The 1,947-nt window shown below is 48.1% G+C and carries 3 protein-coding genes; all 3 read right to left on the reverse strand.

Annotation, left to right across the window (positions count from 1 at the left end):
- A partial coding sequence (locus ACRC27_RS13515; RefSeq protein WP_438640120.1) for a hypothetical protein occupies window positions 1-611 on the reverse strand: 611 nt, incomplete at its 3' end.
- 92 nt (window positions 612-703) lie between these two features.
- The gene (gene flgL / locus ACRC27_RS13520) at window positions 704-1,606 is read right to left on the reverse strand and encodes a flagellar hook-associated protein FlgL (RefSeq protein WP_438640121.1); all 903 of its coding nucleotides are present in this window, start codon (window positions 1,604-1,606) and stop codon (window positions 704-706) included.
- Window positions 1,607-1,618: 12 nt separating this feature from the next.
- Window positions 1,619-1,947: flagellar basal body rod C-terminal domain-containing protein (locus tag ACRC27_RS13525; protein WP_438640122.1), on the reverse strand; the 329-nt coding region annotated here is incomplete at its 5' end.

The raw sequence follows: 1,947 nt of genomic DNA on the forward strand, positions 1-1,947 counted from the left end.
GCTGACAAGCCACGGCTGAGTTTACGCGCAATGCCGGCCATATCGTCGTCCGGCTCAATCTGCACTTTGACCTGACGCGGTTTACCGCCATCAAAGGCAAATTTCAGTACTTCTGATTGAGTACGATCCCCTTGCAAACGTAATCCACGAATGGAAAAACGTTGCTGTTGGTTACGGTTTAAATGGCGTACGGAAAAATCAGCATTAAACAGTGGTTTGTTATCATAGGTTTTATGCACCTGCTGATTCAGTTGACGTTGCAAGGAAACAAGCTCTTGCGTCATCCGCTGACGACGTCCTTCCGGCTGCTTTAGGCTGCGTTGTGCCAACTGTTTACTTTGTTGCAGGATATCTTCGGCATTATGTAAGGCCCGCAAAGCGGTCTGGGTTTTGGCCAGTTGGTCATGTGCTTTAGCGGTAACGCCCAGCAGACTGCCTCGCTGACTGTGACGTAGATGTTCGATCTCTTCATTTGGCGTTCGGCTATCAATCGCCGCACCGGCAGAGGCAGAAACGGCCAAACCCGCTTTTTGCTGACTGACTACCGGTGAGCGGTTCAGATCGGAAGTATTCTGAGTACCCAAACGGGTGCTGTTAACTTGGTTAACCAACGTGTGTTCTCTTTATCTGTTTGGTTCTGTGTAATGCAGTCTGCCGCATTCAACGCAGGCCTAAAGACCTGCACATGGTGTATAGCTGGGTATTATCGAATATAGTTAAACAGCGACATATCATTGATTTTAGAGTAGCTCAATTGAGTCGCCGTCAGTGCCAGCTCATAGCCTTTGAGACGCGATACTGCTTCTGGAATATCCAGATCTTGAATATCTGCGATCATTTTCTTATTCATCAACGTGTTATCTTCGTGTGCGCCTTCCATACGCTCTAAAGATTGCATCTGACTACCCAAGCTACCCCAAGCACTGTTGAGCTGGGTTGAGGTCGCGGTCATTCGGCTATTAACATTTTTCATCTGCTTTTCCAGCTCACTTTGAGGTGTTGCCGGATCACACAGTGCCGCCGTTAGATCATCAATCGCTTTAAATACGGTATCATTACCTGAGCCAAAAATGGTATCGGCAGTCATATTAACTGGCAACGTCACCCCCTCTGCGGTACTGGAGGTGCGGCGAGCATTATCACCTTGATAAGCATAATCCGGCGCACTGTATGGCTTGTTTTTCAGCTTGTTACCCGCAAACTGATAACCACCATCTGGGTTCTGGCTATTCGCCACACTCAGTAGTTCATCACGGATAGACTCCAGCTCATTCGCCATAGCCTGACGATCATCTTGTGTCATCGCGCCATTACCAAGACCTAACGTCAGCTCTTTACCACGCAGTAGAATATCGTTGCCATTACGCATTAACGCTTCTTGCTGGGTGTACTCATTCATTAGGTTTTTGATGTTCTTACTGTACTGATCGGTAGCGGTTTGCTGGTGCTGTAGCAGCATAATCTGTACCGAGCCAATCGGATCATCCGATGGTGTCAGGATTTTGGTTTGCTGCTGCATCTGCATCACAGTGGTGTTGTAGTTGCTGTTAGCAGTCTGCATCCCACCCATCATCATGCTGTTTAGCTGAAAAGTACTCATGCGCATGGCGGTGACTCCTTAATTGAACATCGCTAAGGTGGTGTCAAACAACTGCTGAGCGGTGCTGACAATTTTTGCGCTGGACTGGTACATCTGGGTGTATTGCATCAAATTACCGGCTTCTTCATCTTTGGATACCCCACACAGGGATTCCCGATCATTAAAGGCCTGTTGATACAACGAGGTATTGGAGGTCAGTTCAGCCTTGACTTGTGCGGTCTGGATTGCCCAGTTACCGCACATTCCGGTATAAGCTTTACTCAGGGTTTTACCGTTAAAACCTGACACGGTTACACCGTAGGCGGCCTGATCCGCTGGAGATAAAGTAATCGCCAACGGGGTATCTT

Origin of the sequence: Plesiomonas sp., from assembly GCF_051650925.1 — a bacterium.
Taxonomy (GTDB): Bacteria; Pseudomonadota; Gammaproteobacteria; order Enterobacterales; family CAMTGL01; genus Plesiomonas.